The organism is Acinetobacter sp. YH01020 (genome assembly GCF_013420275.1).
GTDB classification, from domain to species: Bacteria; Pseudomonadota; Gammaproteobacteria; order Pseudomonadales; family Moraxellaceae; genus Acinetobacter; species Acinetobacter amyesii.
Window position 1 is genome coordinate 1 of the sequence record NZ_VOYN01000097.1, and the last position, 4422, is coordinate 4422.

Genomic DNA, 4422 nt, shown 5'->3' on the forward strand with positions numbered 1-4422 from the left:
ATTATTGGGGGATAAACTCAGTGCAAGAAAATTTGATAGCCAAGTCAATGAAATTCATGCACGTGTAGCAGTCCTCAACAGATTTACGGAATTAGGTCGACCACTTACCCAAGTTACGCCTTAAATTAGGTTCAATTAGGGGGGGCTTTGTATTTCAAATCTTTGTGCAACAAAGCCGTAAATAGACCAAACTACTTATCACTCTCCATAAGAAGTTTTATATCATCTGGTATTGATGCATCTGGTATTTCATTATTTTTTATTTTCTGTAAATAACTTTTAGCAATTTCTTCATTATTACTTGCAGCAAGTGTTAGCCACTTTTCTGCTTTTACCAAATCTTGAGTTACTCCATTAGTTCCAAAAAAATAGGCTGTACCTAAATTAAGTTGAGCAAGTGAAGACCCCTTAGATGCAGCTAACTCTGACCAATAAATAAATTTCTCTCCACTTTTTGGTACGCCCTCACCAAATGCATATAATCCAGCCAATTCATTTTGGGCAATTACATCCCCACTTTCAGCAGACGTTTCTAAAAGTTTTAAATAATTTTCCTTGTCGCCAGCTTCAGAATATTTCTGTATTTTTTGATATGAATCTTGCTCCGTTGATGTACCATTACTACAACCACTTACCATCAATAGGCTGAAAAAGATAGAATAAGAATATTTCATTTACTAACTCCAAAAATTAAAAACTTGACGGAAACCATTGAGAACTCGGAGGTACATTTAAATACACAGGATTTTCTTCTTGATATCTTTTCCCCAGTTCTTGTAATCGCTTCATTTCAGTACATTTGCCACTTGAGTTGCATTAGGCATAACTAATGCAGCGGTCTTTTGCTTCATCCAATAATGTAGATGCGCCGACAGGACTTGTATTAGTATAGACTACCCACCCATCGAAAATACTTATGGTGAGGCAGGTAAACTATAATTAGCTAATGCTGGTACTGCTACTCAGCATGCTGAGTTATATTTTCTTGCACACTGCTTTTTTGGTCATTATCACTTGAACCGTACCGGGTTTGTCGGAGACTCAGTATTCTGAGAGAATGTTCCGATGACCAAATTAAAATATACCCCTGAAATCAGAGAAAGAGCGGTTCAATTATTGATTGAATCTGAAAAAGACTATCCATCTAATTGGGCTGCGATCACAGCTATTGCGCCTAAGATTGGTTGTACTCCTGAAACACTTCGTGCCTGGCATCAAAAGCATTTAGATCAGCAAAATCCTATTAAAGTACAACAGATATCTGATCAAGAAAAAATGAAGCAAATGGAACGTGAAATTAAAGAATTAAAGCGTGCTAATGAAATTCTACGTAAAGCAGCCGCTTTTTTCGCCCAGGCGGAGCTCGACCGCCCACACAAATAATGGTGGATTTCATCCATAACAATAAAGACTTATATGGTGTTGATGCGATTTGTAGGATTTTACCGATCGCAGCTTCAACCTATTACCGAACTTTAGATCTCGCTGACAATCCAGAACATCGAGCGAAACGAGATCTACATGATGAGTATCATGCTGAACAAATTAAACGAATTTGGAAAGAAAGTTCAGGTCGATATGGTGTGCGTAAGGTCTGGCAACAATTGAAACGTGAAGGTTATATTATCGCACGTTGTACAGTTGCTCGATTGATGCAGAAGCTAGGTATACAAGGTGTTTGGCGTGGTAAGAATAAACAAACCACCCGTAACCGAGATGATCAAAAAAGAGCAGATGATTTAGTGAAACGTAATTTTAATGCTGATCATCCTGACCAACTGTGGGTGAGTGACTTTACGTATATTCAAACTCATTCAGGCTGGGTCTATACCGCCTTTATTATTGATGTGTTCTCACGAGCAATTGTTGGATGGAAAGTATCTACACGGATGAATACAGATATGGTGCTCGATGCACTTGAGCAAGCATTGCACGATCGAGGCATGCCAAAGAATGTGATTCATCATTCCGATAGAGGTGTTCAATATCTTTCTATTCGCTATACCAATCGTTTAGAAACTGCAAATTTACGAGCATCGGTCGGTACGACTGGTGATTCATACGATAACGCTTTGGCTGAAACAGTGAATGGGTTATACAAAACTGAGGTGATTGAATATTTAAAAGCAGACTGGCAAGGTTTAGCGGATGTACAACTTGCGACATTAAATTGGGTAGATTGGTTCAACAAAAAGCGTGTACACAGCGCATTGGGTTATGTATCGCCTTTTGAGTTTGAAGCAATGTACTATGATAAGATTAGATTAACCCGTTAGGTCACGTGGCCTAACTTAAATAAAAATGTCTCCAACAAACCCGGTACGGTTCACTTTATCATAATTAGGTTTGATATTATCTAACCCATTTAGATAGACCCATCCCATTAGATTCTCTTTTTCATCTAAGGATAAATCTTTTAAATTAAGAATTTCACACTGCTTACTACTACTTCCTGCTAATTTACACTCTTCCTCGAGCGTAGGGAACTTGTCCTGTTTATTCAAATTTGTACAAGCAATTAAGCTACATATAACAATGCTTATAGCGGAAATAAACAGAACTTTATTTTTGAGCATTATTATGCTATCTCTTATAAATTACAGAAAATTATTTGAATACTTACTGTTTTATCTTTTCTTTAGCACTTGAGATGCCTTGCTCATATGCTTTATTAAAGTAAAATTGAGATAAACTTTCATTTAACTTATTATAATCTGGAGATGAATATATGACCCCTAAGTTATAAGATGCTTGTCCTTTACTCATTTTACTAGCTAATTCAAAATACTTAATAGCTCGATCCACATCTTTAGTGATACCATTACTATTTATCAAATTAATACCCAAATTTAAAGCAGCCTCAGCATTATTTAATGATGCAGATTTTTCCCAGTAATTATTACAAATTTTATAGTCTTGTTTAACAACCACACCTTCGCAATATATCAACCCTAACTCAAATAATGAAAGAGCATCATTTTTTTCGGCTGCACTTTTTAAATAATTTAACCCTTCTTCAATATTTCCTTCTTCAATATAAATAGAGCCTATAGAGCCCATTGCATCAACATCATTCAACTTAGCAGCTTTAAGATAATATTTTTTTGCATTTTCTATACTTTTTTGAACTCCAGTTCCAGTGTAGTACTTAAAACCAGTATTATACATAGCGGAGACATTTCCATTATCTGCCGATTTTTTTGTCCACTCAAATGATTTTTTAGTATCATAAGTTCCACTCAGCGCTTTAAAATAAATATCTGCCAATATTAGTTGAGCATCACTATTACCCTCTTTTGCCAAGTTTTCATAAATAGGTTCGAGTCTTTTATAATATTCTTTCTTTTCATCAGAGTTTGATGGTGCAGCTTCTGCTTGTGATCTTAACTGCTCAGCTTGTTCAAATGTCATATTTAAATCAGATGATGTATTTGAAGCATTACAAGCAGTAATACATATACTTACAGCTAGACTCACTAATAATTTCTTTTTCAGCATTTTGTACATAACCTCTTAAAAACTCATTTTGTTAAAAATGTCATTAATGTTGACATTATTTGGCGGAATATGTGCATGAGAGCGAGGATCATACTCAGGAATGGTTTTGGGATCGATATATGATCGAGGCTTTGGTTTAGGTACACTTTTTTCACATCTACCATTTCGACCATTACAAATGGGCCCACGTGGGTCATTTGTAAAACAAGCTTCAACCTTATAGCTAGATAAACTAGGTATAACATGTCCACTTGAAACTCCAGCACTAGCAGCGACTCCTCTATCATATGTCGACATTAAGCCATCACTAGATGCTTCACCTAAACCAGTTTTACCAAAACCTATACCTCTAAATAATACAACACTAGCACTTACATCTCCCCACCCACCATTCAATGCGTCTTTATAAACACCATCATATGGGTCATGAAAAGTTACTGATCTACTTCCTGCCGCTCCTAAAGTGCCCCCCGCCCATATGAGCCACCACCAACAACTATTGATGCGACACCTCTTTCATTATTTAGGCATTGGGATCTTAAATCATATTTAATTCCTGTTCCGGCAAGAACACTAACTTGATAACTTGAACCAGTCCATTCAGTTAACCCCATCGGATCAACCCACTGATTCGGATCACTCACATACGAAGAGTTATTCAACCCACCAAACAATCCAATCGGGTCTTTACTTACATATCTTGCACTATACGGCTCATAATAACGGTAACGGTTATAATGTAAGCCAGTTTCGTCATCGTAATATTGGCCTTGGAAACGAATATTAGTGTCTTCAAGGGCTTTGTTGCACAAACCTATCTGTAAAGGCTTTTTCAGCGATATAATTTTCAAATGAAGAAGCCTATACACAAAATCTATCGCACAACCAATTGGCCCGCATATAACCGAGCACTCATGAGTCGCG

Annotated in this window: 4 protein-coding genes, 3 pseudogenes and 1 other annotated feature; of the genes and pseudogenes, 2 read left to right on the plus strand and 5 right to left on the minus strand. The window is 36.6% G+C overall.

Annotated features, from left to right (window positions below; genetic code table 11):
- A pseudogene (locus tag FTT85_RS17990) lies at positions 1-124 on the plus strand (IS5/IS1182 family transposase); the annotation flags it as partial.
- Positions 125-191: 67 nt separating this feature from the next.
- On the opposite strand, the gene FTT85_RS17995 reads toward FTT85_RS17990, so the two are convergent.
- Positions 192-674 (minus strand): tetratricopeptide repeat protein, encoded by a 483-nt coding sequence (locus FTT85_RS17995; protein WP_180184097.1) that lies wholly within the window; start codon positions 672-674, stop codon positions 192-194.
- 391 nt (positions 675-1065) lie between these two features.
- Here FTT85_RS17995 and FTT85_RS18000 point away from each other — a divergent pair.
- Positions 1066-2290 (plus strand): annotated as a pseudogene (locus tag FTT85_RS18000) (IS3 family transposase).
- Positions 1341-1457, plus strand: a sequence feature (AL1L pseudoknot). Its footprint overlaps the pseudogene before it by 117 nt.
- Before the next feature lies 1 nt (position 2291).
- Here FTT85_RS18000 and FTT85_RS18005 read toward each other — a convergent pair.
- The 4 genes and pseudogenes from FTT85_RS18005 to FTT85_RS18840 form a co-directional block, all read right to left on the minus strand.
- Entirely contained in the window at positions 2292-2576 is a 285-nt protein-coding gene (locus FTT85_RS18005) for a hypothetical protein (protein WP_257232201.1), read from the minus strand.
- A 43-nt stretch (positions 2577-2619) separates the two neighbouring features.
- A complete protein-coding gene (locus tag FTT85_RS18010; protein ID WP_163146125.1) occupies positions 2620-3498 on the minus strand; it encodes a tetratricopeptide repeat protein in 879 nt (292 codons plus the stop codon).
- 15 nt (positions 3499-3513) lie between these two features.
- Entirely contained in the window at positions 3514-3894 is a 381-nt protein-coding gene (locus FTT85_RS18015; RefSeq protein ID WP_180184099.1) for a hypothetical protein, read from the minus strand.
- Positions 3895-4103: 209 nt separating this feature from the next.
- Positions 4104-4292: pseudogene (locus tag FTT85_RS18840) on the minus strand (RHS repeat-associated core domain-containing protein); the annotation flags it as partial.
- Between the last annotated feature and the right edge of the window lie 130 nt (positions 4293-4422).